The sequence below is a fragment of the Pseudomonas sp. S4_EA_1b genome (genome assembly GCF_016307435.1).
In the GTDB taxonomy this organism is placed as follows: Bacteria; Pseudomonadota; Gammaproteobacteria; order Pseudomonadales; family Pseudomonadaceae; genus Aquipseudomonas; species Aquipseudomonas rhodesiae.
Genome location: NZ_JAEILC010000074.1, coordinates 15,018 through 35,625, shown reverse-complemented (window position 1 = coordinate 35,625; position 20,608 = coordinate 15,018). Strand labels below are relative to the sequence as shown.

Below are 20,608 nucleotides of genomic sequence, written 5' to 3'. Positions count from 1 at the left end.
AGATGAAAAATTCCCAGGAGGAGCAAGCTATGTCGGGCCAGGCGATCCGTATCGAGCCAATCGAGCGTGATCTGCACCTCAACTGTCCAGAGTGCCAGGCTACTCGTCTGCAGGTGACCACCAGTACCTGCACTGTACCCGTCGGTAAATACTGGCTCACAGACGGCGACACGATTCCGGGATTGGAGACTGCTCTGATCAGGTCGCGCATGGAGAAGCCGATTCCTGCAGATCAGCAAGCAGCCGGGCGTCGTAGCAACTACGACTACGAGCTGCTGGTAGGGAATTGCCACGTGTGCCAGGCGGAGTACATCGTGCTGTCGGCGAAGATGATCGATTCTGCTGTGTCCGTCGACGAGGCATTCGTCCAGGCGTACTTCTACGAGAATCTCGAAGTCAGCCCGCCTACCTACTGGAGTGGCCGACAAGAGGGCGAAGAGCAGCCTTGGCTTATCGCCCGACATGACACACCCAAGGGAGTCGTCCTTTGCCATACCTTCGGCCCGTTCAGCCTCAACGGATCAACGATGAAGGGGAAATACGGCGTCTCCAGTTGCGGTGGAGACAAGGGCTCCTGGGGCTTCGCCTGGCGCTTCATGCTGGCCAAGTGGTCCCGCCTCAAGGAACTGGCGGAAGTGGTCAACCGTCAAGCCTGAATAGAACGGTGCGTGGTGCACCAGATAAGGAGATGAGATGAGTTTGTCCTGTAACCTGAGCGTTCGCTATATCGACGCACTTCAGCAGCTTCCACAATTCCTCTGTGCCGTGCCGGCGCGTGAATCGGTGACGCACGTCCTGACAGGCGTGCGAATTTCCCCATTAGGTGAATTGCAGGACGCCGATGACACCGCGGGCCTGCTCGAGGTCGAGTTTCCTGGTGGAAATAAAATCCAAGTGATTGGTGCTTTGTACCTACAGCTGGCTTTGAAAGAGGCGGCGGAAATCGAGATCAGCACCAGCCCTTCTGACTTCGGCATCCGTGAGTCGAAGTATTCGCCTGTGCAGCAGCGTATTGCTGATCTGGCGGAACACCTCAACCGGAAGCATGCGCTCGACGGCTAGGCAGCAGTGCTTCCGGGGAATAGAGCCTCACGAGCCCGGATATGGGACGAATACAAGCCGTGCTGAAGGTCTGAGCTGAAAGAATGCCGCCCCTGGCTCCTTGGCAGGGGAGCATCGGTACAACAGCAAGATTCCTGGAGAACAGAATGGCGGGCGCGGCGCAGTTATTGGTGGAAGTGGTAGAGCACGAGGACGGCATGCATCTGGCTGAGCTGGATCGCGAGGAGCGAGAGTACATCTCGATCGAGGTCGGAGGCACGATCGTCTACGGGCAGAAGCCGACAATGTTCTACCTGTCGAAAAGCCAGAAGGAGCTGATCTCCGACCTGCAGGCCGAGATCCGCAGAGAAGGGGAGGCCTGCCCGGAGCGGCTGAAAGGCCTTTTCCGGCAACTGGAGCAGTCGGGGCTAGTGCTGGAGCCGGAGGCAGCAAGCCTTCGCAAGCACATCAACGGCCTAGCGCCGAAGGCCGCCCTCTAAGACCAGGCTGATCACCTCGTCATTGAGCCGCCGAAGCGCCAGCCTCGTTGGTGCTGGGTCGCTGAGCTGGTCGCCCTGGCCATCCCGGTCGTATGCAACGATCAGTTGCGCCTTCCAGCGTACGCCGTCAAGTCTGTGGTCAGGCTTCTCGCCCCTACCAATCGCTACACGTGCGGCGCGATAGGCCTCATACCAATCAGCACGAGGTGCGTTGTAGTGGCCGAGGCCTGGCTTGCGTTTGAACGGCATCGCTTTCACCTAGGACAGCAGGGGAACGGCGGCCGTGAGGTCCCCGCCAGACACAATCCCCAGCTTGGGAACGTAGGCAACGGTATTGCCGGACTCGTCCTGGGTGCGGAAGCACAGGTAAAAACCGAACTCCAGAGGGCTTGCTGCCCCCGGCACGCCGGGCAAGTAGCACTCATTGGCGATATGCCCAACATTCTGGCCATAGATCGGGGCGATGCCGGCTACCTCGATATCCGCCGACTCGCAGATGATCCGCAGCTTTTGGCGAATCTGGCCCTTGTTGTAGTCGAGCATTGGCCGCTCTTTACGATGCAGGCGAATTTGCCGGATCTCGTGACGCAGCAGGGCCCGGAAGTAGAACGCCTTGTTCGCTTCGTGCTTGAAGCTGAACGCAACGCGATCGCCTACGTTGAAAAGCGGCTTCGGGATCTGATTGCTTGTCGCGGCCAGGGGGCAGCTGGGAGAAATGGCACGGGCCATGGCGTTCTGCTCTGTGTTGGGAGTGGGCGTTGCTGTCATGCCTATTTTCCATTGACCTGGGAAAGCGCAAGGGCGCTGGTATCAGTGGGGAGAAAGGGCGTTCATCATTCGCGTGAGCTTGTTGCAGAGCAGGATGTCGACGCAGCCATAGTTGTCCATGAGCCAGACCTGGTGATCCTGGTGCGGGACTTCTTCCCAGCGGAGGCGCTGCTTGGCGCCGGCGCCGTGGAGTGCGATGCCGGCGTTGACCATGCGTTCTTCCCAGCGCGAGTCGGCCTTGTCGCCATTGATGTCCCAGGCATGTCCCTCCGGGCACCGGTACACCATATGCAAATACTCTGCTGGCGCTGAAGCACCAGCATCTGCGTCATCCAGCATGCAGGCGACCAGGGTTCCTTGGCGGTTGTTCGACTCCAGCAGCGCCACGGCGAGGGTGTGGCAGTCGCCCTCTACGAAAGGCTCTTCGCCGTACTGCTGGCGCACGTCGTGGAGCGCGTTGGTGATGGTCGAGTGCATGTTCATCGGTAGTCCCGCAGGGGCTCACTGGTTCATATGCCTCTACGGTATTTCAGGATGACGGATGTGCAACCGAGAAAGAGGTAGTAAGCGAGCTGGTGCGCTATCGGAGGCGGCTAGCACTTGGCCTAGGAAGACCATCCGCTTGCGTTTCAGGTGACCCGTGAGACGCTGACACCATAACGATTACTGAGGAAACCGACGTGGCGAAGATCGATGACTTCCACTGCAAGGGCTGTAACAAGTGGTTCGACATTTTCAAGAAGGGCGCGAAAAAAGGGGTTCTGTCTGACCTGTAAGCCGCGCCAGCAGCCAAAGCCGAAGAAAAAGTAGCTGCCACAGTCGTTACAGGCCCCTACAAAGGAGTACCCCATGCCTGCATGGTATCCCCGCGGCGTGCCGCACCACCCTGAAACCCGCCTGCGGCTTGAATGCAAGTCAGAAGGCGGCCGGCATGGCCGCATTATGGTGAGCGCCTACGATGGCGAGCGCCTGGTGCATTTTCAGGTGTATTTCCACTGGCACTGGGAAGGCCACGCCAGCGGGCAGCTGCTGATGCCGCGCTTTGTCGAGGTGGCTGAGGCGAAGGCGGCCGAGCCCGCGCGTTACGCAAAATTGGTCGAGGTGACCGCGTGAAAGTGTTTTTGGATGACGAGCGCTCTACCCCGGAAGGTTGGGTGAGGACGTTCTGGCCCGATGAGACCATCGAGCTTCTGAAGGGTGGGAGTGTAACTGAGCTGTCCCTTGATCATGATCTCGGTGACGATGACCGGGGCACCGGTTACACGGTGCTGTTGTGGCTGGAAGAGCAGGTTGCCCTGAATGGCTTCGTGCCTCCCGCCATCCGAATTCACTCTGCAAACAGCTCGGCAAGGCTGAAAATGGAAGCTGCAGTGGTGACCATCGGCAAACTTGCGGCTGGCTTCGAGAGATAAGGGGCGAGGGATGGATAACAGATCCGTGGGCATTGTGCTGAGTCCCGAGCAGATTGACCTGCTTCGTCAAGAGCTTTTGCGGGATGATCTGTCGATCTACACGGTCGTCATCATGGCTCGACAAGCAGTTGAGCAGGGCAGATACGCTGATGCTGTGTCTCGGTTACGCGTTGACGCCGACAAGATCCGAATGCACAGCCGCGAGCTGTACGAGCTGATCAGCTAGAAAGGAACACGTCCCACATGACCAAATTGAACGTCTACTGCTGCACGCTGGCCGGCCGCGCTGAAGGTATGGTCGCGGCTCGCTCGCGCAAAGTAGCTGCGGAGCTGCTGGGCCTGAGCCTGTACGAGCTGACGACCTACGGGCACGAACCCACCGACGCCGACGAGGCGGTCGCCCTGGGTGCACCTGGTGCGGTGTTCCATCGCGCGGATGGCTTCGCCGGCACCGGGCCGTGGGTGCTGAGCAAGCCGGCGCCAGAACGCGCGCTATGCATAGACCAGGGCCGGGGCCCTGGATGGAAAGCATTAGACAAGGGCGGACTCATGGAAAAGCCGATGACACTTGCTCAGCGGTTTAAGCAGAAAGCGCTCGAATTGGTGCCGCAACAGGATGAGCTGCAAAATCTCGATCCAGGGATCGACGATCCTCACGTGATCGACGAAACCATGTTCCGGCGCAGTGAGTTCCTTGGGGGCATGGCCGCTGTGATCCTGGCGCTCCTGGCGCGTAGCGAGCAGGAATAGGCCTGATCTCGGAGCTGCGGAACGGAGATGGCTGGTGCGGCCTACACCAGCCTGTGTCTGGCGTCACTCCAGCGTTGGGCTGACCTATGGCCTCAGAACCGCCCAGAACGCCACCGTAGGCCGTTTTACGACACCTGGCCAGCAGCTGCAGCCACCCTAGAAGAGCAGAGCGATCTGGTGGCCCGCTGAGTCCCTTTCAGCACGCCAGGCGGCGAGGAGCTCCCGGTACCGGGGCAGAACGACCTTGTCGGACGTGATGTGTGAATGCAGCACCAGCAGCTGGGCGTTGATGGCTAGCTTCGGGTCGCCGCTGCCGTTTTGCATGATCTCCCGGCTATTGAGGGCATCCAGCCCGCCGATCCGGATCTCCTCATACCGCATCTTGCTGCGTACCGCGCGGATTTCCGCGTGGCCAAGGCGAACCTCCATCGCCTTGATGCGCTCATCAAGGTCGAGCGGGAAGTCCTGGATGTAGGAGTCCGGCTTTACGATCGTGCTGGGCGGCACGTCATCGTAGGGCTCGAATGTCGCGTCGATGTACGCGTGCAGCGCCTGGCGGTCATGCGTTTCGCGGATTAGCTGCGCTGCAGCGGTGATTGGGTCGGCGGCCATCTGCTTTGCCCTGTGGTGAGCGTTCTGATGGCTCTATCGTCCAGCATTTTCAGAATGCGCAAGCGCCATTCCTGGCCCGGCCGCGGTCAGGCGGCCCGGCCATCTGCCAAAGCGTTGTAGGTGTAGTAGTCAGCGATCTGTTCGTTGAGCTTGTCGAGCAGGTCGAGCCGCTTGAACTCTAGATGGAGATTGCCGTTTTTGAACGACTTGGCCCGGAAGTACTCGTCCTCGTAGACACCACGGTTCTCGAACACCTCGTTCATGGCGGCTTCCAGGCTTCTGGGGTCAAAGCGCTTCTTGTCGAGGGTCTTCACCACGCGATCGATGTCGTTGAGCTTGTTGCCGGCGTAATTATTCATCGAGTCGCTGATGCAGAGCCCTCGCCGCATGGCGTGGCGCACCATTGAGCGCATGATGATGCTGCTACCCATGCGGAACGGTTCGGCCTTGTTTCTGCGGTAGTCGTCGGAGAGATGGCGGAATACGTTGAACACCCCCCGGCGGAACATCTCCTCAGAGCGTATTTGCAGCTCAATGAAGGTTGCTCGGACGTTGGCATCAGTGAACTCGGCAGGGGAGGGGAAAAGGCTCTTCTCGAACTTATCGGCCTCCTCAGCATCCATCAGCTGTTTGAATCCGGTCAGATCCATTGCACGGCGCCACAGCTTGCCGTCCAGCTCCTTGCGAATACGATCTAGCGATTCTCGCGGCTGCGCTTCGTAGGGCATCAGGTTGTGGCCGTAGGGGGCAAGAACCTCCTCCGCCATCTGCAGGGTCCGGTGCGAGTCCTCAATGAGGCGCATCGCGTCCTGGCGGGCAGTCAGCAGATCGGTGAGTGAGGTGGGTAGCGCCACCTGTTTGCGGAAGGTCATGCCGGTTCATCCTGTGCTGAAGGATGCTGGTGCTGTGCTCGAGGCAGCACCAGCTCGATGACGCATTCTCCCGCAGTGCTGGAAAGCGCAAGGGGCCCGGCCTGGGTTCAGTCTTTGGAACCTGCGGTAAGCTGCAGCCAGACTGACCAGCGTGGCGAGGAAATATGCGATCTAGAGCGGAGCTCCGTCAGTACCTGGAGTCGAAAGGCGAGGTGACGCGGAGATTCAGGACGTGGGAAGAGGCAGGGCAGAGCGAGAAGCGCGGGCTGCTATGTGAGCGGCTGCCCTCAGGCTACGCCAACTGGTTTTCTGTCAGCCAGGACAAGGTATGGTGGGTTTACGCCGACGCTTCGGACGGTGGCTCATGGTCGCCACAGGGGGTTACGGTCACTGGCTACAGCGTTCCGTATGACAGAGAGTTGGTGCGGAACATCTATGCCCTGGCCAGGCCTGCGGGGCGCTGAGCAGAGAGATGTGTGCTGAGGCCCTCACTCCGCGCACCGGGCGCCCCGTGCAGCTGGAGATAAGGGCCAGGCAGGCTATTAGCCTTTGCTCTTATTGATCAACCCCGCAATTGCCTCCACGCTCGGATTGCTGAGCCCGTGGAAGAACAGGAACGACAAGCCCAACTCCGGGTCATGGACAACCACTTCGTCAGCTGAGAAGTAGTAGCGGGTGTTGTCCAGCTCGAAGTGCGTGAGCGCCTCGGGCAGCTCTCCGTCGTAATCAAGCACGTGCGCAACAGTCAGAGGGCTCGCGTCAGGGCGGCTGCCCTTAATCCAGTCCAGCATGCTGAACCACAGACCTCCGGCGGGAAGGCACTCACCATCGGTGGTGTACTGCGACCAGCATTCCTGATCGTGCGCATTACACATAGCGATCATCTGGGTAGCGCCGTTCAGGTCGCCAGCTTCCAGCGCCAATGCAATGCCCTGGTTGAGGGTAGGGGGCATGTCCACGGCTTTCACCGCCGGCAGCGTATTCTGCCAATCCGCCCACTGAGCCTCGGTGATCGGCGTAACCCCGTAAGCCGCCACAGCATCCGCATAAATGGCGTAGGAACGAGCGGTAGCAGCTAGCTGGGTAGTCATTGCAAAGTCCTCGGATCAATTCGGATGGGGCGGGCTATAGGGTGAACATCTTGCCCCAGCTTCGCTGATCCGCAAGGTCAGTGCGGCAAGCACGCTCTATGGGCAGCTACTCGGTGCCAGCGATGATGGCGGCCGCCCAGGCAAGGGCAGCGGAGCGACAGAACTCGCGATCCGAGTCATCGGCACAGGGCTGACGGTAGTTGCTGGCATAGTGCGAAAGGGCTTTTGCTGCTTCGCTCATCGCAAGGCGCTCCTGGATGGCGTTTTTCAGTCCAAGGCCGCATTCATCATGCTGGCTACCCGGTCGGCGCTGAGCACCGCAAGCGTTTCTGAGCAGCGGTTGCAGCCAAGCACGAATTGGCACTCGACCTCGCCTACCTTGAGGCGGCCGTCCTGTACTGGGCCGCGCACGACGTTGTGCGTATGCCAGGATTGGTCTTGGCTACCGCAGTGCTTGCATGGGGTGTTGCCGTTGTCTTTGTTCGCAATCATCGGGCAGTTTTCCTACTGCAAGGCTTTGTTCAGGCCATCGCGCAGGCAGCGGGCCTGACACTCATAACGGTCAGAGCGGTCCAGAACCTGACCGCTAGAGTTCGTGACCTGCCATACGCAGTCACCCGTTTCCAACTCGTCGACCCACAGCTCCAGCATCTGGCTGCTGTCGATTTGGACGCTGTAGGACAGCTCAAAACCGTCCAAGTCGCTCTGTTCGATGGCCATTGTCGTCTACCTCTAGTTTGCCGGCTCGAAGAACACACCCTGGCCGGCAGGCCAGGCCTCAATGACCTTCCCGCCGGCGCCGCCGCATTCCCCGCACACGCGAAATGGATCTGCGGGGTCATGGCCCTTGCTGTTGCACGGTTTGCAGTGCGAGAGAGTCGGCCGGACAGGTTTCAATTCAGCGGGTTGCTTGTCGTTGCACATAACGGTCATCCAGCGAGGCGGGGAATCAGTAGATCACCCGGCCGAGTTCTGCGTTGATGTCTATGCCTTCGAGCTCAGCCAAGGCGCCGATGGTTCCGCCGGCAGCTGAATGCATGTCGCGCCAGTAGGTGGGCTTCTGCGGGTCGGTTTCGGCGTTCTGCTCGATGGTCACCAAGCACGCAAGTGCACCAACCAGGTTCAGGCGACGTTCTACCGCCTCAACTTCGTCGATCAGGGCTTGAAAGACGCGGCGGGCGGCACTCTCAGCATCCATCTGGGCGAAAACCGCATCTTCGGCGGCGATCTGAGCTTCAAGTGCCTGGGTATCCATGTCGTGCTTCTCTCGATTCGTTGAGAGCACAGCGTCACATGGAGCGCCGGAAGTGCAAGACGCGCTGGTGTTCGCAGCGCTCTCCTCTCAGAGGCGGTCGGAAAGGCGGCGGATAACGGTGCCGTCGCTGAGCGTGACCTGTCCGTTGCGCGCAAGGGCTTTCTGAGCTGCCCGTGCCGCTTTTTTCTCTGCGTGGCGGGGCAGGAATGCAACATTGCGGGCCTTGCGCTCAGCGAGTACCGCCAGAGAGGCCGCCAGACCAGGGCTGCCAACGCCATCAACCTCCCAGGTTCCATCGGGCTGCTGAACTGCATCGGCGGTGTTGAAGCCGATGTCGATGATGGTCTTCGCGTTCGCGTCAAAAGGGGCGCTCAGCGAGTGGAAGAATTCGGTTTTGCCCTTGGTAATTACGGGTTTCATGCAGATTTCCTTCTGGGGATCATTTGGGCGTTGGGGCGGCGAAGATCAGCCTTCTGTGGGCGGAGTGAAGCGCACCCACCATTCCTGGGCTACTTGGGCGCCGCCGGCGCCATATTCGTACCCACGCAATTGCATCCCATGCGCCGAAATGGACAGCAGGCGAACATCCACGATTGGATCCAGCACATTGGTGCCGCTGTCGCTCAACAGGCAGGCCTCGGAAACAAGGCGACCTAGAACCGGATTGCGACCGTCGGCCATATTCAGGTCGCCCGTAACGAAGGGAGGCTCTTTGCCTTGGGCGATCGGCTTCCCTTTGCTGAACAGCGGCATTACCCAGGCTTGCATGGTGAGATCCTATGCATCGGTGACGGTCAGTTTGGCAAATTGTACAGGCCTCATCAGTCCAGCCCTACAGGGGCAGGCTTGGCCTGTAGCGTGCCGTGCCAAGCGCTGTTTGCCGCACGGCTGGTGGGTCGCTTGGCCACCTTGCTGCGAGAGTCGTCCTCTACCACCCACCCTTCACGGCCCACGCCTGGCTTGGGCTTCTTGTCGTACCAGAACCAATTGGCGTCATAGTCCTGCGCCAGCCAGGATGCCCAGGACGGCGCAGTATCCCAGCGAGGAGCCGCGAACGGGTCGTTGTCCTCGATCATGCGGCGCGACGCATCCAGCACTTTCTCGCGCAACTCCGTGATGGTCGGGGCGTCATGCTTGATGTATTCGCCGGCCAGCTGGGCATATCGCCCGTCGTCGGCCAGTTCTGCTGCGGGATCAAAGGCATCCGTCACGTCGCGGAGCATCTGGAGGAGGGTTTTGCTCACGGGATTGCTTCCTGTGGGTGGTGGGCAGTACTGCGTGTCATGCAGCTCAAGCTGCGAATGCGTCGAGCTCGGCGAGATAGGCCGAGTCATTAAGATCGACGCTATTGCACGACATGCCGTGCTCGTTGATCTGCTTCAGCGCGGCTTCGCTGCCGTTCCGGAGGGTGAGTGCATCATGCTTGGGCATGCTGGCGCCCCGCTCGCCATCGAGGTCCTGCAGGCGCTTCTGGTGGTGCAGGCGATCGTAGTGGCGCTGGCGCTGTTGAAGAGAGGTGTTGCTGGTGCCAGGTTGGCCGGCGGCAGTGTTCTTGGTCATGGGCAGTGCTCCAGGTCGATTGGAGCTTAGGCTCACACGAGTCTGCTGAAGCGCAAGAGTGTGAGGGCGGTGTCCAGCGCCCTCAAAGCCCTGTCACTTCAGGTTGAAGGGATTCTCGGAAAGCACAACGCTGGGTTCACGAAGCCTGGCCAGCTCCGTGAGTCGACGAAAGACCTTTGTCATGCCCGTCACGTTGAGATCCAGCTGTTCTCCCGGCCCGAGCTCAGTCAGCCGCATGGCAACCTCCCGACGCCGAACCTCCGGGCTTGGCGTGCATGAGGCCACCAGATCTTGGTCGTACAACGCGATGCGCAGACAATCCCAGCTGACAATCTCGCAGGTGAGACCTACCTCAAGTGGCCGGGTTCTAGAGGGAAGCGCTTGAAGCCAGGTATCTTGGCGCTCCTGCCAGACCTCTTCGGAAATGTCATCTGGCCTGTCTGTCGAGTTCTGGTACTGGTAGCTGTCAAAGCCAGCGGCCCTGAGTTGTTCTTGGTAGCCCAAGACTCCCTCGCAGTAGAACAGCGCCAGCACATTTCCCTGGGAAGGGATCAGGCAAACACTCAGCGTTGCGTCCCAGTCGACAGAGCGGACGCCACGGCCAAGCACGTCAACCTGGGCTTTTTGGATCTCCTCATGGACGGCCCAGAAGGCACTTTGGCTGTCTTTGTCGATACGGCAGTAGTTCGCTTCGAGATCCTTCTCCAGGGCTATACGCCGAGCAACCTCTCGCGCGATGAATTTCTGCCCGATCGAGACACACTCAGCCCGAATCCCTTTCAGCCGGCCGAGAGCATCCTCCAGCGAAGCATTGCGGAGGATCAGGCCGTTGTAGATTTTGATGCTCAAAGTGGTGCTCCTGGCTCAGGGAGCGGTGCTTACAGGTGTGTCGAACAGCTTTTCCCATTGGGAGCGGTTGAGTGTCATCCGGCGTGCCGGCTTTCCGCGGGCCACCAGAGGGGTATCGTGCGGATCGCAGTGATAGCGGCAAAGGATCATCTCGCTGTCGTCGAAGCTGGTGCACCACCAGATCTGCTTCCCGCGGAATGTCGCCAGGTCCTCATCCACCTTCGAGTCGATCAGAACGGCGAGGCCAGGGCCGACGCGGTTATTGGCTAATACGTCCGGACTGCGTGCCTCGAGCACTTCGGGCGCAATCCACGGCTTCAGGCCGAAGTGTTTCTCCCAGGCACCAGCGAAAGTGCCACCTGCAGCGCAGGCCCCGGAGTAGAAGTGCTCGCTATCGGGCCGGAATACGCCGACGCAGGTTTGCCGGCGAAGGCGCAGCAGCTCCAGCAGGTCCGTTTTGACGAAGCGCATTTTGCAGCGAATGGCGAAGCTCAAGGCCTCATTCATCGCAGCAATCGTTGCCCGATCACCGAGGGTGGACGGCATGGCGCTACTGGCTGCTTGCAGAAACGCCAGGCCGGGGCTGGCAGAGGTGGATGTCATCGCAAGTCTCCCTGGGCAGCAAGCCCTGGCTGTGGCTGAGATGAGTCAAACCTCTCACGGACACTGGAACATGCAAGGTGCAGTCGGCCCCGATGGAGGTGCCATGCCGAGAAATGGGGTATTCGATGCCTGGGCAGGGGCGAATTCGGTGTCACCACAGGCATACAGAAGGAATAATGTCCGCCAGCTCGTGCGCTTGCGCTTTGTCCATCTCGTGAGACGCTGACACCAGTAAGAGATTTACGAAGTGTTCGGCCGCCAGTTAAGGAGTGGCTGTAAGCGTGTTGCGTTTCTGTCTGCAGGTGTTACCAACTACATCGCTTTGTCGAGGAAAACCCATGGCAATCAAGCCGGACACAACGTATCGCTTCGTCAAAAGCGGCAACCTTGTTCGTACGGTCTCTTCCACCGACTTTGGTGGTCGTGGCAGCTGGGTCGTCGCCCGGATCGACACTGGCAAAGAAATGGTCGTTCCCGGTAGGGCACTGATCAGCCCGAACCATCCAGATTGGTCGTAGACAGGAATTCACATGGAAACTTTCAACGGTAAACCCCTGCCAAGCGAGCTCCGTCGCCTTGCCAGGAAGAGCATTGGGGACTGCGCGTCGGTCATGGTCCTAGCGGCCGAAGCCTTGGAAAATGGCACTGCCCCGGAGTTCAAAGGCCGTCCGCTGGTCGGCGCACTTCAAAGCCTTTCAACCCGGAATATGGGGGACGCGAAGGCTGCTATGCAGGTTGCAGCAGGTTCGTTGAGCGGCGAACTCAAGGTCCCTTCAGCGAAGGCCCAGTAGCTAAGACGGGAGCGGAGTACCGATGAACAGCCTTTTCGGCAAAGAGCCAGTGAGCCTTCCCCATCTGCGGATGGTGAAGCGCCTGGCAGAACTCCTGGATCCTCTGGGGGAGGGCGCTCGCTTGCCTGAGGAGTATCACGAAGCCTGGGCTGGTCACTTCAAAAGCGAAGGGGTGACAAAGGACGAGGCGGAGAAAATCGGTCAGTGGTACATCAAGCACCACACCATCTGCCCATCCATACCAGGTATTTTCACAGCACTGCGCTTCTTGCGGGAGCACAAGACGCTTCCGAATCAGCGGCTGGCGGGACCAACTGAAGTTCTAGCGGGGGAGCTGCTGCAGTTCCTGCGCAAAAGAGGCGTCGATTTGCATGAAGGAGTGAGGGCGCTAGCCCAGGCATCGGCGCTAGCCCAAGTAGCCAGTTATCGAACGGGTTCTCCTGACACCGACAGGAGCTACGTGAAATCGGAGCTGGAGGGCATCGCCCGGCTGGCAGACTACTTTGCCGACGATATCTTGAATGAAGTGCGGCAGGGGGTGGGCAGTCTGGCCCACCTTGAAGACTATCTGTTTGATGACGACTGAAACTGGGGGCCTGTTTGACGAACAATGGAAAAATCGCTGCCGCTGACGTCGTGGCGAAGATGAAAAGTGCAGGCGTTGTGGTTGTAAGCGAGGAGGAGCTCGTCGAGCGGCTTTCAGCGCCGGGCCCGGCGCTGGATGTGTGTCGGAAAGCCATTTTGAGCGCAGGTTATTACGGCGTCCGCTTCAAAGCCGCCCACGGAGGGATTGATGAGCCCTTGCTGGTTGAGGCTTTCTCCGCGGTGCTGGCGCCAGAGGACGCTGCCCTTACAGCCAAATTGCTGTTGACGAACCTCTACCAGCCGCCCCGCAATGCAGATAACAAACAAGACGACGATCTGGAAGGTTTCCGCAAGCTGGTACGGCACGGCTACCTCTGGATAGTGGTGCTTTGCGTCGCCATTGTTGTTGGGTTCGCGGTCAAAACCAGCTTGGCCAAGGCCATTGTCATTGCGCTCGCGTTCTACCCGCTGTTGACCGCCGGTTGGTACTACACGACCAAGGACGTCACTCACGGCCCGAAATTCAAGCAGATGAGCAGGACGGCGCAGATCAACACCTTGTTCAGGGTTGCCGGCCTTTTCATGTCCGCAGCGGCATTTTTTTATGCAGTCCCGAAACTGTTCTGACACAGCGCCAGCGGCCGAGACAGAAGGGCTTCCATTCGACGTCGCCCAGCTGCAGGCCTGGCTTGAGCCGCTTGCAGAGGCGGCCCAGGTCGAATGCGATGGCATGAGCCGGCTGGTCTCGCATCTGCTGCACAAGAACGGCATACAGCACATTGTCGCCGGTGGGATGCTCGTGGACATGCAGCGCCTGCAAGATCCCGAGGTAAGCACTGAAGAGAGTTGCGGGGTAACTCACTGGTGGCTGGAGCTGGGCTTCGGCTACATCGTGGATTTTCGGGCAAGGATGTGGATGGGCCCCGAGGCACAGCACGGTGTGTTCATCCCTGCAGGCGGCAGGTTTGAGTACCGCACCGAGCGCCGGGGGCAGTTCAACTCTCTCCCTGAGCCGATCTTGGATCTTATGGCCGGCGTCTGTGTAGGCGACTGGTCACCGTTTATGCCCACTGAGGCACTGGAAAGGAAATGAGTCATGTCTGACGAAACAAACGCTAAAACTGAGCGGCGGCGGGTGCTGATCGTTGACGAGTTCAGCAGCTACTTCGGAGCTCAGAACGACAGGCTGAAGGAAGAGTTGCGCGCGATTGAAGGCGTGCCAAACGCTGCCTACCTGGTCAAGGATGGGGGAGTCTTCGTCTTCGACAAGCTGGTGCAGCTGGTGAAAGAGCGCCAGAAGGAACAGCCGGCTGCACAGCTGCAAGAGATGGCCCGCAGCTTAACGGTCGAAGAACTGGCTCTCAGCTTGATTGCTGAAGCAACTGTTTCTGCCAAGGAGGCCGTCGAGGCCTGGGGAGTAGTGCCGGTTCCGTACCAAACGGAAACTCTTGCGGCCATGGACACAGCCACCCTTGAGGCTCGGGCGACTGGCTGCATAATCCTGCACCGCCCCTTCAATGCTCGACTGCCGGGGGATTACCAGGACGAGGGCGACGTGAAAGCCGCGTTCGCCAGCCTCCTGGTGGGTGGTGTTCTCCCTGGTAATGGTGACTTCACCTATCGCGGGCAACCGATGACGCTGCGCGATCCCCTGGATCTGGCGTTGCTGCCGGCCCGCCCAGCAATCCAGGAAACGACGGAGCCTGCGGGATGGGTCTACACGGCGCTGGGTAACGTCGAGTTCGAGGCGGGCTTTGAGCCAGTCTCGGAGGCGATGTTCAATGCCGTGAAGGAAACTGAAGCGAAGTGGCGTGGCGATATCGCAAATGCCGCCAAGCATGCTCAAGAACGAGCAGCAGAAGTCTGGGCCCAGGCAGCCGGCCTGCGCCTGGAAACGCTGAACGACCCGACAGATGAGGTGCCCGAGTATGGGGAGGAAGATTTCCCGGAGTTGAGAGCGCTCTACCCAGAACTGTCCATGCTGTCGGATGGCTCCCTCTACTCGCTGTTCGACGTGTTCCAGATGGAGTGCCGCTTCATCAACGGTTGGTCGGCGAACCGAGACGATGACTTCCTGTTCTACCTGCTCGGCAAGGTAGCAAACAGCAAGAACGACCACGACACGGCCAAAGAAATCGGTGAGTGGGTGGCCGACGCCTTGTTGCACGGCAAAGCCCTGGATGACGCCCTGGAGTTCGGTCGTAGTGCCGACCGGTACAACCAGGCGATCGGCAAGCTTGCGCACCGGATTGCCGACGCCATGCGCTTTCTGGCTGAGGACAAGAAAGCAACGGATTTGCGTGGACATCCCATCACGACCATGGGAGACACGATGCGGCTTGGCCGGAAGTTCAACGCGGGATCAGTGGTAGTGGAGCAAAAGCTGCCTCAGTGATCCCCTGAGGTCCTGGGTATGGGCTAGGGCTTCAAGCAGCTCTAGCCTTGCCCAGGCCTTGCGCATTCTCGGCCTCATGAGACGCTTAGACCGTACCAGAGGAGCACTGAGATGGCGGATACCTACGAAGAGATGCAGCAGCGTGAGGAAGCGCTCGTGAAAAAGTGCCAGGCGCTGATCGCCGATGGCAAGCTCAGCGACGCAATCAAGGTCTATCGAGCAGAGACCGGGTGTGGACTTGATACTTCGCGGCGTGCCCTGGGCTTGCGGTAAGATCAGAGCACGTACACCAGCACCCCAAGCCCTGCCGTCAAACGCGGGGTTGAGGTCGTAGAAGGGCACAAGAAACCGCGCCCGCCCTAACAGGCCCCACTTCATGAAAACCAATTACTCCCCCCTGTCCCCTGAGCGCCTCGCTACTCTTCCTGGCGTTCAAGCTGTGGACGTCATGTTAGATGTGCTCGTGGTGCTGTTGGTTGATGACTCAGGCATCGCTATCACCAGGGCTCCATTGGCAGAAGAGATTGGGTGGGAGAAATGGAGTTGCATGGTAGGAAGCAATCAGATTCCCTCCATGTCCACTGACGAGGTTCTCGACCTCATTGCCCAGACGGCTTCAGCCGCCGCCTCACGCCGATAAAGGAACCCATCATGCAAACGCAATTCATGGGCCTACGTCCAGAGGGCTGGCGCGAAGAGCTAGCCGCCAAGAAAGCCCGGCACCGCCGCAAACAGCGCATCCGCCTGGCCCTGGGTGTGCTGGCGCTGGTTGCCGTGATTGCCGCCATCTCAATGAGCGATGTTTTTGCTGCGGGTGAGTCGGCAGTTACCGAGCCCGTTATTGTTGAGGTTACGACGCTGCTTAGCTTGTTCGCGGAAGCAGCTGCGACCGGTCTACCCGGCTCAAGTGTTCCTTTGGCGATGCGAGACAGATCTGGGTGTGAATGGCTTGTATCGGCATCGCTCAATCCTTTTACACAGCGGTTCGTGGGGCGTGCTGAAGCGAAACAGTGCGGCGCCATTAAGCAGCCTGTGAGTGGCTATCTGGTGGGAATGGACGATCTAACTGGTCTCCAGGCTGAATGTCACGATCAATGGCGGAACGAAATTGGCTCCACCATGTGTTTGGCCGCTGGGTTACCGAATGGCACGCCGGGCCGGATTGTGGTTCAAGCAAACTGATCTAGGAAGACGCCATGAAGAGCACGTCATCAGTAGACAATGAGGGCTGGTGCTGGGTGGCGTGACTGCCGGCCTGCTCACGTGGGTTTGAACGACCTGCGCAGCCGCCTACCAATCCCCCTGATCCCTCTGTAAACTCGCCTCATCCTCAGTTCTTCGCCCCTGGTTGACCAGGTGCGAGAAAACCCAGCTGGTGGTCACCAGCACATCACAAACCCTCGCGGGGCCATCCCGCTAGGGGTTGCTCCGTGAGCTAAATCCCAAGGAGCAACTTATGCAAATTTCCGTTCTGTTCAATTTCACCGAATCCGTCATTCCGCCACGTTGCCGCAAGCCGCGTACCGTGACCCGTAACGATGGGAAAGTGGAAGTCGACATCGCTGTCCTTTCCGCTGATCAGGCGCCTGTGGCTATCCGTGCAAGCGGAACCTTCCTCAGTCGCGATCTGGCGTATGCCTACGAGCTGCGCTGGTGGGAAGGGCAGCTGTGGTCGCCAGTGTCACTGGATCAGTCTGGTGAGCCTCGTGGCCGCACCTCTGGCCAGGACAACTGGGATTGGCCAGCGCTGCCGGAGGTCCTCGATCTTCGCCAACGCGGCCGCAACCAGTGCCACACCTACGAGTTCTTCGGAACGTTCGGCAGTAATCCCCGTGATGAGGTGGAGGTAGAAATTCATGCCTTCGCCAAACGCCACATTGTCATCGATGGCATTCCTCACCGTGCGGTTCATGAACCGCGTTATGTGGTGATGACCTTCGGACTTGGGGCTAACCATGGTGGTACGGCTGTAATGCCTGCGACCTACTTCAACACCAACATCAAGTCCGAGAACTACTTCGGGCTGCTGGAGCTGGAGGCGGCACTGTCTTACGCGACCAAAATCGCGGAGGCCAGGGGCGACACGAAGAACCTTCCGATGCAATACACCGGGCCGAACTACGAAGTGGTAATGCCGGAGGTGGTTGCGGTTCGCAATCCGCTGGCGCTGAAGGCACAAACCAAGATCTGCGAGTTCGGTACCGCTCCTGAGCAGGCCTTGGCCGGCTACAAGTTCGAATCCACGGTCGTGGAGACGGAGGAGGGTGCTCTTGCGCTGTATGAGGGCAAGGATGTTCGCCTGATACGTGGCGCTGAATTGTTCGGGGCGCCGGGGAAAATCGAGTTCGGGGTGATGGTTCGCCAGCCGATCCGTCGCATGCTGTGCTCGTGCTGTGGCGGCGTCACTAGTGGGCGCCAGTGGCACAACCGCGATACGGGCTATGGTCTGTGTGTGTCTTGCATCGACTTCTGCCACCGCAATGAGACTCCGGAGCGTTTCCAGAGTCTCTACGGGGTTCGGGGTGTCCACTTCGACGTACCGTCGGAGTGATCAAAAGGCTTCCAGGTGCCCAAAGCGCCTGGGAGATGCGTGAAAACAAAAACCGCCGGCATCACTGCTGGCGGTTTTTTTTGACTTCCAGTTTTACGCTCGGCCTTTGGGCTTCCCTGGATCGAACAGCTCGCCTGTCCAGGACAAGCCGCAGCCTGAGCAGCACCAGGTTGTGAAGTCCACGTCGCACCCGTTGCTCTGCGTACCACCCATCATGCCCTTCGGGGTTTGACGATGAACGCCCTCGCAGCATGGGCAGAAGCTTCGGTAAGCCTCCACCCCGTCACTCAGGCCAGAGCTCCAGGTCAGCCCGCCTACAAACCCCGTGGCCAAAGCCCCGATCACGAGTAGCGCCCCCATAACCTGGGAAGTGCTATCAATGGTGTACATGGCGCCTGCGTATCCAAAGAGAACGAGAGCGAACAAGCAGAGGGCTGCGCCAAGGCAGGAAAGCAACAGGGATCCTTGCTGGCGCTTGCGGATAGGCGACAAAAAGCCAGCAATGGAGAACAGAGGCACGGATGCGTAGGTGACCATCCTTGCCAAGCCGGCCAGGTTGCCAGCCAGGGAGATGGCGATGGCATCCTGTTCGGGGTCCATCGCAGTGGCGTAGGCCAGTACCAGCGGAAGGCCAACAAGCCCAAAGGCAGCAGCGGCAGCGCCCAGGGCGATAAGCAGAAGTGGGCCGCTGCGACCCTTACCGAGGCTGAAAAACATCACGAACTCCCTTCCTTCATCGTTATGCACAGTCGGCGGGCTTTGCCGGCTTATCATAGAACGGCGACCTAGGCAGCGGCTGCCAGTGCGTCACCTGCTCCGGGTGCATAAAGTCGTGGTCGCCGCCGTAAAGCTTCCACGTTCCATCCTCGCGCATATGCGCCATGCCAAGCGAAGTCGGGTCGCGTTCATCGGTGACCAGCACGGTATGCGACACCATCGTGTCATCGGTGGTGCATTCGTGCGGGCACTCGGGCAGGCGGTCGGTGCATTTAATCCAGGTACTCATCGGAGTGGGTTCCTTAGGACTGCTGGGGCTGACGCACCAGGTCAATCACGGTCGTGGTTGCAACTTCCTCGGTGACAACCGACTCCATGCGAAGGAATTGGGCGGTACCGCCGAGATCGGTAGCTGCACGGGCGTAGGCTGCAGCGACTTCAGCCTGGAAAGCGGCCGCGGTGGCATCGTCGATGCGGTGATGGCTGAAGATCCAGAAGTTGAAGGCCGCCTGGCCATCGAACTCTTCCATCTCCAGCGACTCCTCGCACACTTCGTACGGGGTATAGGTGATTTCAGGGTTGTGCTCATCCTGCTTCAGCCAGACGCTGGATTTCGGCAAGGACTGCTCGAGCAGTTCGTAAGCCTTGTGGTTGATAGCGTCGGCTGCTTTGAACTGATCGTCAGGAATGTCGCCATCTGCCGGGATGCGGAGGTCGTTGATGCTGAAGTAGAAGCCAAGCATCTGGCTTTTGAATGTGTTCGTACGCTTCAAAGTGACACCCTCGGTTCAGGTTTCAGTCTCAATGCCGGCATTTTCTCATGCATCCAGAAGATGCAAGGTCAGAACTGACCCTTGTGCTGGTGCTGATCGGTAGTGATCAGCTATGCGATTCAGGCGCTGTCGCCCGGAGCTTCTCGATGACCTCCTGGAAGGTCGAGTGCAACTCTGGCCAGTCTTTGCCCGGTGCCAGGGCTGATTCAGGTAGACGTCCTTGCATGAGGGCCAGGCGAACGCGCGGATGCGCGTGGCCTACTGACGCGAGCCAGCCGGCACAAGCAAATTCTTCACCTACCTTCGACTGGTGACAGGCAAACATGTCGTCTGTGAAAGAGGGGCCATAGCCTTTTTCGCAGGGGCTGGTCTTGGCAAGCGACTCAGCCTTGGCCATAGAGAAATGGGGAATGTCTGTCGCATCCTTCCCCACCCGCCACGGACAACCAGGGCAGGGGGCTGCGATACGAGGAAAATCGTCAGTGGAGCTCACGGCGGTTTCTTCCGAGTTTGTGTGTGGCTGGGTGCCGGCATGACGCCGAGACCCACACGATGCCAGGATTTTCTCACAGTCCCGGAAGGCGCAAGGCCTGCTGGTAGAAATGCCAGCTACGAAGCCAGCCATCCCTGCCAGTGACCGGGGAGGCGATCGCGCTGGCCAAGCCAGTTGGTCAGGGCCGGGTCAATCCAGCCGAGGATCTGGACACCTACTGCATGCTGGGTCTGGAGGTCAGGAGAGAGCCAGAGCAGGGGCTCGTGGTGGAATACGCGGTTGCGAAGGTCGCGGATCTGGTTGAGCGCTGTGGAGATGTTGTGGCGCTGCCGGGTGGGCTTGGGGCACTGCCCGAAGACCAGGCGCAGGTTCTTCCAGAGGGAGAGCTGGTACTGGCTGTTGAAGAGTGACACCCAGAAGCCGAAGGTCAGCTCGGCGACGATTTTGTCAGGGTGCTGCTGTTCCTTTCGCCGGGTCAGCTTGCCGATCGCGCTTTGCACCTCTCTTGTCTGCCAGGCGTAGGCTGGATCCTGGGACCAGGCCGCCCACCAGTCGGCCCGGCCGTACTTGGCGGTCAGGCTGCGATGGATGCCGTTTCGAAGCGAGATCTCAAGGATATTGAGCATCGGCATCATCGCTTCGGCCAGCAGGATGTTATGCGTGTAGTCCGAAGCTGCGCGGGTCTTGTCGCCATTCCGGGCGACGCTGAAGCGGCCAAGCCGTGCCGTAGAGAAGTGCCTTTCCAGTTCGTTCCAGTTCATGAGGTGCGGACAAGTTGATCAAAAATGAGTATGTGAGTATGATGATCGGGCCGCCCTAGGGGTTGTCCTCTCCCGAACACCATACCGGTGATGACGCTAGGTTCGTAGCATGGCATCCGAGAAATCGGGCGCCACCAATTCAGATAAACCCGCCCAAGTGGCGGGTTTGTCGTTTCTGGGTGATTGTCATCACGGAGTGACAGGTCGACCGGAAGCGCTGGCGGGCGAT

At 59.5% G+C, this 20,608-nt stretch carries 37 protein-coding genes; 17 read left to right on the top strand and 20 right to left on the bottom strand.

Annotation, left to right across the window (positions count from 1 at the left end):
* Nucleotides 1–2: 2 nt before the first annotated feature.
* The 3 genes from YA0848_RS22365 to YA0848_RS22355 all read left to right on the top strand — a co-directional run bounded on the left by YA0848_RS22365 (nt 3) and on the right by YA0848_RS22355 (nt 1,541).
* On the top strand, nt 3–656 hold the full coding sequence (locus YA0848_RS22365) for a hypothetical protein (protein ID WP_065327773.1): 654 nt from the start codon (nt 3–5) through the stop codon (nt 654–656).
* Between the two features lie 37 nt (nt 657–693).
* On the top strand, nt 694–1,062 hold the full coding sequence (locus tag YA0848_RS22360; RefSeq protein WP_065327772.1) for a hypothetical protein: 369 nt from the start codon (nt 694–696) through the stop codon (nt 1,060–1,062).
* A 146-nt stretch (nt 1,063–1,208) separates the two neighbouring features.
* Nucleotides 1,209–1,541 (top strand): hypothetical protein, encoded by a 333-nt coding sequence (locus YA0848_RS22355; protein ID WP_065327771.1) that lies wholly within the window; start codon nt 1,209–1,211, stop codon nt 1,539–1,541.
* Between the two features lie 258 nt (nt 1,542–1,799).
* Here the strand turns inward: YA0848_RS22355 and YA0848_RS22350 are convergent, their stop codons facing one another.
* The gene (locus YA0848_RS22350; protein WP_065327769.1) at nt 1,800–2,309 is read right to left on the bottom strand and encodes a hypothetical protein; all 510 of its coding nucleotides are present in this window, start codon (nt 2,307–2,309) and stop codon (nt 1,800–1,802) included.
* 42 nt (nt 2,310–2,351) lie between these two features.
* On the bottom strand, nt 2,352–2,792 hold the full coding sequence (locus tag YA0848_RS22345) for a hypothetical protein (protein WP_065327768.1): 441 nt from the start codon (nt 2,790–2,792) through the stop codon (nt 2,352–2,354).
* Nucleotides 2,793–3,158: 366 nt separating this feature from the next.
* Here YA0848_RS22345 and YA0848_RS22340 point away from each other — a divergent pair, with 366 nt between their 5' ends.
* From YA0848_RS22340 to YA0848_RS22325, 4 genes are read left to right on the top strand one after another with little or no spacing between them, the layout of a single operon-like run.
* Entirely contained in the window at nt 3,159–3,422 is a 264-nt protein-coding gene (locus YA0848_RS22340; protein ID WP_198731429.1) for a hypothetical protein, read from the top strand.
* Nucleotides 3,419–3,721, top strand: coding sequence for a cyclic-phosphate processing receiver domain-containing protein (locus YA0848_RS22335; protein ID WP_065327766.1), 303 nt, complete (start codon nt 3,419–3,421; stop codon nt 3,719–3,721). The genes YA0848_RS22340 and YA0848_RS22335 overlap by 4 nt, the downstream gene beginning before the upstream one ends.
* A 10-nt stretch (nt 3,722–3,731) precedes the next feature.
* Complete coding sequence (locus tag YA0848_RS22330) at nt 3,732–3,947, top strand: hypothetical protein (RefSeq protein ID WP_065327765.1); 216 nt, start codon at nt 3,732–3,734, stop codon at nt 3,945–3,947.
* 17 nt (nt 3,948–3,964) lie between these two features.
* Entirely contained in the window at nt 3,965–4,471 is a 507-nt protein-coding gene (locus YA0848_RS22325) for a hypothetical protein (protein WP_065327764.1), read from the top strand.
* 156 nt (nt 4,472–4,627) lie between these two features.
* Here the strand turns inward: YA0848_RS22325 and YA0848_RS22320 are convergent, their stop codons facing one another.
* The 13 genes from YA0848_RS22320 to YA0848_RS22265 all read right to left on the bottom strand — a co-directional run bounded on the left by YA0848_RS22320 (nt 4,628) and on the right by YA0848_RS22265 (nt 11,313).
* Complete coding sequence (locus YA0848_RS22320) at nt 4,628–5,083, bottom strand: hypothetical protein (protein WP_065327763.1); 456 nt, start codon at nt 5,081–5,083, stop codon at nt 4,628–4,630.
* Nucleotides 5,084–5,169: 86 nt separating this feature from the next.
* Nucleotides 5,170–5,955 carry a DUF4942 domain-containing protein gene (locus YA0848_RS22315; RefSeq protein ID WP_065327762.1) on the bottom strand — a complete coding sequence of 262 codons (786 nt, stop codon included), beginning with the start codon at nt 5,953–5,955 and terminating at the stop codon, nt 5,170–5,172.
* A gap of 542 nt (nt 5,956–6,497) precedes the next feature.
* Complete coding sequence (locus YA0848_RS22310; protein ID WP_065327760.1) at nt 6,498–7,046, bottom strand: hypothetical protein; 549 nt, start codon at nt 7,044–7,046, stop codon at nt 6,498–6,500.
* A 106-nt stretch (nt 7,047–7,152) separates the two neighbouring features.
* Nucleotides 7,153–7,287, bottom strand: a complete 135-nt coding sequence (locus tag YA0848_RS36445) for a hypothetical protein (RefSeq protein WP_255302880.1) — start codon at nt 7,285–7,287, stop codon at nt 7,153–7,155.
* A 26-nt stretch (nt 7,288–7,313) separates the two neighbouring features.
* Nucleotides 7,314–7,538, bottom strand: coding sequence for a hypothetical protein (locus YA0848_RS22305; RefSeq protein ID WP_232925159.1), 225 nt, complete (start codon nt 7,536–7,538; stop codon nt 7,314–7,316).
* A 12-nt stretch (nt 7,539–7,550) separates the two neighbouring features.
* Nucleotides 7,551–7,766, bottom strand: coding sequence for a hypothetical protein (locus YA0848_RS22300; RefSeq protein WP_065327759.1), 216 nt, complete (start codon nt 7,764–7,766; stop codon nt 7,551–7,553).
* A gap of 229 nt (nt 7,767–7,995) precedes the next feature.
* Nucleotides 7,996–8,301 (bottom strand): hypothetical protein, encoded by a 306-nt coding sequence (locus YA0848_RS22295; RefSeq protein ID WP_065327758.1) that lies wholly within the window; start codon nt 8,299–8,301, stop codon nt 7,996–7,998.
* Between the two features lie 87 nt (nt 8,302–8,388).
* Nucleotides 8,389–8,721 carry a hypothetical protein gene (locus tag YA0848_RS22290; RefSeq protein ID WP_065327757.1) on the bottom strand — a complete coding sequence of 111 codons (333 nt, stop codon included), beginning with the start codon at nt 8,719–8,721 and terminating at the stop codon, nt 8,389–8,391.
* 45 nt (nt 8,722–8,766) lie between these two features.
* The gene (locus YA0848_RS22285; RefSeq protein ID WP_065327756.1) at nt 8,767–9,069 is read right to left on the bottom strand and encodes a hypothetical protein; all 303 of its coding nucleotides are present in this window, start codon (nt 9,067–9,069) and stop codon (nt 8,767–8,769) included.
* A gap of 53 nt (nt 9,070–9,122) precedes the next feature.
* Nucleotides 9,123–9,545 (bottom strand): hypothetical protein, encoded by a 423-nt coding sequence (locus YA0848_RS22280; protein ID WP_083196188.1) that lies wholly within the window; start codon nt 9,543–9,545, stop codon nt 9,123–9,125.
* Between the two features lie 46 nt (nt 9,546–9,591).
* Complete coding sequence (locus YA0848_RS22275; RefSeq protein WP_065327755.1) at nt 9,592–9,861, bottom strand: hypothetical protein; 270 nt, start codon at nt 9,859–9,861, stop codon at nt 9,592–9,594.
* Nucleotides 9,862–9,954: 93 nt separating this feature from the next.
* A complete protein-coding gene (locus YA0848_RS22270; protein WP_065327754.1) occupies nt 9,955–10,710 on the bottom strand; it encodes a hypothetical protein in 756 nt (251 codons plus the stop codon).
* 15 nt (nt 10,711–10,725) lie between these two features.
* Complete coding sequence (locus YA0848_RS22265; protein ID WP_086250772.1) at nt 10,726–11,313, bottom strand: hypothetical protein; 588 nt, start codon at nt 11,311–11,313, stop codon at nt 10,726–10,728.
* Between the two features lie 338 nt (nt 11,314–11,651).
* On the opposite strand from YA0848_RS22265, the gene YA0848_RS22260 reads away from it, so the two are divergent.
* The 10 genes from YA0848_RS22260 (at nt 11,652) to YA0848_RS22215 (ending at nt 17,635) form a co-directional block, all read left to right on the top strand.
* Nucleotides 11,652–11,831 (top strand): hypothetical protein, encoded by a 180-nt coding sequence (locus YA0848_RS22260; protein WP_141678482.1) that lies wholly within the window; start codon nt 11,652–11,654, stop codon nt 11,829–11,831.
* Nucleotides 11,832–11,843: 12 nt separating this feature from the next.
* Nucleotides 11,844–12,104, top strand: a complete 261-nt coding sequence (locus YA0848_RS22255; protein ID WP_065327752.1) for a hypothetical protein — start codon at nt 11,844–11,846, stop codon at nt 12,102–12,104.
* Nucleotides 12,105–12,126: 22 nt separating this feature from the next.
* Entirely contained in the window at nt 12,127–12,690 is a 564-nt protein-coding gene (locus YA0848_RS22250) for a hypothetical protein (protein WP_065327751.1), read from the top strand.
* A gap of 14 nt (nt 12,691–12,704) precedes the next feature.
* Entirely contained in the window at nt 12,705–13,316 is a 612-nt protein-coding gene (locus YA0848_RS22245) for a hypothetical protein (protein ID WP_141678481.1), read from the top strand.
* Nucleotides 13,294–13,782, top strand: a complete 489-nt coding sequence (locus YA0848_RS22240; RefSeq protein WP_065327749.1) for a hypothetical protein — start codon at nt 13,294–13,296, stop codon at nt 13,780–13,782. Before YA0848_RS22245 ends, YA0848_RS22240 begins: the two co-directional genes overlap by 23 nt.
* 3 nt (nt 13,783–13,785) lie before the next feature.
* Nucleotides 13,786–15,084, top strand: coding sequence for a hypothetical protein (locus YA0848_RS22235; RefSeq protein WP_065327748.1), 1,299 nt, complete (start codon nt 13,786–13,788; stop codon nt 15,082–15,084).
* Between the two features lie 111 nt (nt 15,085–15,195).
* Nucleotides 15,196–15,357 (top strand): hypothetical protein, encoded by a 162-nt coding sequence (locus YA0848_RS22230; protein ID WP_176707272.1) that lies wholly within the window; start codon nt 15,196–15,198, stop codon nt 15,355–15,357.
* A gap of 103 nt (nt 15,358–15,460) precedes the next feature.
* Nucleotides 15,461–15,724 (top strand): hypothetical protein, encoded by a 264-nt coding sequence (locus tag YA0848_RS22225; protein WP_065327747.1) that lies wholly within the window; start codon nt 15,461–15,463, stop codon nt 15,722–15,724.
* A gap of 11 nt (nt 15,725–15,735) precedes the next feature.
* On the top strand, nt 15,736–16,266 hold the full coding sequence (locus tag YA0848_RS22220) for a hypothetical protein (RefSeq protein ID WP_065327746.1): 531 nt from the start codon (nt 15,736–15,738) through the stop codon (nt 16,264–16,266).
* 274 nt (nt 16,267–16,540) lie between these two features.
* Complete coding sequence (locus tag YA0848_RS22215) at nt 16,541–17,635, top strand: hypothetical protein (RefSeq protein ID WP_065327745.1); 1,095 nt, start codon at nt 16,541–16,543, stop codon at nt 17,633–17,635.
* Nucleotides 17,636–17,728: 93 nt separating this feature from the next.
* Here YA0848_RS22215 and YA0848_RS22210 read toward each other — a convergent pair whose 3' ends face one another.
* The 5 genes from YA0848_RS22210 to YA0848_RS22195 form a co-directional block, all read right to left on the bottom strand.
* A complete protein-coding gene (locus YA0848_RS22210) occupies nt 17,729–18,352 on the bottom strand; it encodes a hypothetical protein (protein ID WP_065327744.1) in 624 nt (207 codons plus the stop codon).
* A 22-nt stretch (nt 18,353–18,374) separates the two neighbouring features.
* Entirely contained in the window at nt 18,375–18,641 is a 267-nt protein-coding gene (locus YA0848_RS22205) for a DUF551 domain-containing protein (protein ID WP_065327743.1), read from the bottom strand.
* Between the two features lie 13 nt (nt 18,642–18,654).
* A complete protein-coding gene (locus YA0848_RS22200) occupies nt 18,655–19,125 on the bottom strand; it encodes a hypothetical protein (protein WP_143481289.1) in 471 nt (156 codons plus the stop codon).
* 106 nt (nt 19,126–19,231) lie between these two features.
* A complete protein-coding gene (locus YA0848_RS36715; protein ID WP_368034189.1) occupies nt 19,232–19,750 on the bottom strand; it encodes a DUF6283 family protein in 519 nt (172 codons plus the stop codon).
* A complete protein-coding gene (locus YA0848_RS22195) occupies nt 19,735–20,379 on the bottom strand; it encodes an Abi family protein (RefSeq protein WP_065327741.1) in 645 nt (214 codons plus the stop codon). Before YA0848_RS22195 ends, YA0848_RS36715 begins: the two co-directional genes overlap by 16 nt.
* Between the last annotated feature and the right edge of the window lie 229 nt (nt 20,380–20,608).

Coding starts and splice junctions, on each gene's coding strand:
- YA0848_RS22210 (WP_065327744.1), bottom strand. CDS start 18,352: ATGTTTTTCAGCCTCGGTAAGGGTCGCAGCGGCCCACTTCTGCTTATC.
- YA0848_RS22295 (WP_065327758.1), bottom strand. CDS start 8,301: ATGGATACCCAGGCACTTGAAGCTCAGATCGCCGCCGAAGATGCGGTT.
- YA0848_RS22195 (WP_065327741.1), bottom strand. CDS start 20,379: ATGAACTGGAACGAACTGGAAAGGCACTTCTCTACGGCACGGCTTGGC.
- YA0848_RS22215 (WP_065327745.1), top strand. CDS start 16,541: ATGCAAATTTCCGTTCTGTTCAATTTCACCGAATCCGTCATTCCGCCA.
- YA0848_RS22290 (WP_065327757.1), bottom strand. CDS start 8,721: ATGAAACCCGTAATTACCAAGGGCAAAACCGAATTCTTCCACTCGCTG.
- YA0848_RS22225 (WP_065327747.1), top strand. CDS start 15,461: ATGAAAACCAATTACTCCCCCCTGTCCCCTGAGCGCCTCGCTACTCTT.
- YA0848_RS22355 (WP_065327771.1), top strand. CDS start 1,209: ATGGCGGGCGCGGCGCAGTTATTGGTGGAAGTGGTAGAGCACGAGGAC.
- YA0848_RS22310 (WP_065327760.1), bottom strand. CDS start 7,046: ATGACTACCCAGCTAGCTGCTACCGCTCGTTCCTACGCCATTTATGCG.
- YA0848_RS22260 (WP_141678482.1), top strand. CDS start 11,652: ATGGCAATCAAGCCGGACACAACGTATCGCTTCGTCAAAAGCGGCAAC.
- YA0848_RS22340 (WP_198731429.1), top strand. CDS start 3,159: ATGCCTGCATGGTATCCCCGCGGCGTGCCGCACCACCCTGAAACCCGC.
- YA0848_RS36445 (WP_255302880.1), bottom strand. CDS start 7,287: ATGAGCGAAGCAGCAAAAGCCCTTTCGCACTATGCCAGCAACTACCGT.
- YA0848_RS22365 (WP_065327773.1), top strand. CDS start 3: ATGAAAAATTCCCAGGAGGAGCAAGCTATGTCGGGCCAGGCGATCCGT.
- YA0848_RS22250 (WP_065327751.1), top strand. CDS start 12,127: ATGAACAGCCTTTTCGGCAAAGAGCCAGTGAGCCTTCCCCATCTGCGG.
- YA0848_RS22300 (WP_065327759.1), bottom strand. CDS start 7,766: ATGGCCATCGAACAGAGCGACTTGGACGGTTTTGAGCTGTCCTACAGC.
- YA0848_RS22330 (WP_065327765.1), top strand. CDS start 3,732: ATGGATAACAGATCCGTGGGCATTGTGCTGAGTCCCGAGCAGATTGAC.
- YA0848_RS22345 (WP_065327768.1), bottom strand. CDS start 2,792: ATGAACATGCACTCGACCATCACCAACGCGCTCCACGACGTGCGCCAG.
- YA0848_RS22230 (WP_176707272.1), top strand. CDS start 15,196: ATGGCGGATACCTACGAAGAGATGCAGCAGCGTGAGGAAGCGCTCGTG.
- YA0848_RS22275 (WP_065327755.1), bottom strand. CDS start 9,861: ATGACCAAGAACACTGCCGCCGGCCAACCTGGCACCAGCAACACCTCT.
- YA0848_RS22255 (WP_065327752.1), top strand. CDS start 11,844: ATGGAAACTTTCAACGGTAAACCCCTGCCAAGCGAGCTCCGTCGCCTT.
- YA0848_RS22350 (WP_065327769.1), bottom strand. CDS start 2,309: ATGACAGCAACGCCCACTCCCAACACAGAGCAGAACGCCATGGCCCGT.
- YA0848_RS22360 (WP_065327772.1), top strand. CDS start 694: ATGAGTTTGTCCTGTAACCTGAGCGTTCGCTATATCGACGCACTTCAG.
- YA0848_RS22265 (WP_086250772.1), bottom strand. CDS start 11,313: ATGACATCCACCTCTGCCAGCCCCGGCCTGGCGTTTCTGCAAGCAGCC.
- YA0848_RS36715 (WP_368034189.1), bottom strand. CDS start 19,750: ATGGCTGGCTTCGTAGCTGGCATTTCTACCAGCAGGCCTTGCGCCTTC.
- YA0848_RS22285 (WP_065327756.1), bottom strand. CDS start 9,069: ATGCAAGCCTGGGTAATGCCGCTGTTCAGCAAAGGGAAGCCGATCGCC.
- YA0848_RS22240 (WP_065327749.1), top strand. CDS start 13,294: ATGCAGTCCCGAAACTGTTCTGACACAGCGCCAGCGGCCGAGACAGAA.
- YA0848_RS22305 (WP_232925159.1), bottom strand. CDS start 7,538: ATGATTGCGAACAAAGACAACGGCAACACCCCATGCAAGCACTGCGGT.
- YA0848_RS22315 (WP_065327762.1), bottom strand. CDS start 5,955: ATGACCTTCCGCAAACAGGTGGCGCTACCCACCTCACTCACCGATCTG.
- YA0848_RS22325 (WP_065327764.1), top strand. CDS start 3,965: ATGACCAAATTGAACGTCTACTGCTGCACGCTGGCCGGCCGCGCTGAA.
- YA0848_RS22205 (WP_065327743.1), bottom strand. CDS start 18,641: ATGAGTACCTGGATTAAATGCACCGACCGCCTGCCCGAGTGCCCGCAC.
- YA0848_RS22220 (WP_065327746.1), top strand. CDS start 15,736: ATGCAAACGCAATTCATGGGCCTACGTCCAGAGGGCTGGCGCGAAGAG.
- YA0848_RS22235 (WP_065327748.1), top strand. CDS start 13,786: ATGTCTGACGAAACAAACGCTAAAACTGAGCGGCGGCGGGTGCTGATC.
- YA0848_RS22320 (WP_065327763.1), bottom strand. CDS start 5,083: ATGGCCGCCGACCCAATCACCGCTGCAGCGCAGCTAATCCGCGAAACG.